Source organism: Sedimentibacter sp. B4, assembly GCF_000309315.1.
GTDB lineage: Bacteria > Bacillota > Clostridia > Tissierellales > Sedimentibacteraceae > Sedimentibacter > Sedimentibacter saalensis.
In genome coordinates this window covers 1-231 of sequence record NZ_CANG01000320.1, presented here as the reverse complement: position 1 = coordinate 231, position 231 = coordinate 1, and the positions used below count along the sequence as shown (strand labels likewise).

The window sequence follows — 231 nt, the reverse complement described above, 5'->3', positions numbered from 1 at the left end:
GTTCGTGGCGATGTCGATGCTGCCGAGCAGCGAGTCGGCCATGCGGTGCAGCAGGATCAGGTTGCCGCCCGCGTCGACGGCGGCGAAGACGACCGGGACACCCAACTCGGTCGCCTTCGCCTCCGCCGCCTCTGCCATCGCCTTGGCGGTGGCCAGGTCATAACTGCGCGTGGTTGCGGTGGCCGTGCCCAGCGCCTTCTCTACCGCTGCCCGGACCAGTTGCTGGACGTG

General features: G+C 69.3%; 1 protein-coding gene. It reads right to left on the bottom strand.

Annotation, left to right across the window (positions count from 1 at the left end):
* A partial coding sequence (locus BN358_RS25455) for a heme-binding protein (RefSeq protein ID WP_019229156.1) occupies positions 1-231 on the bottom strand: 231 nt, incomplete at both ends.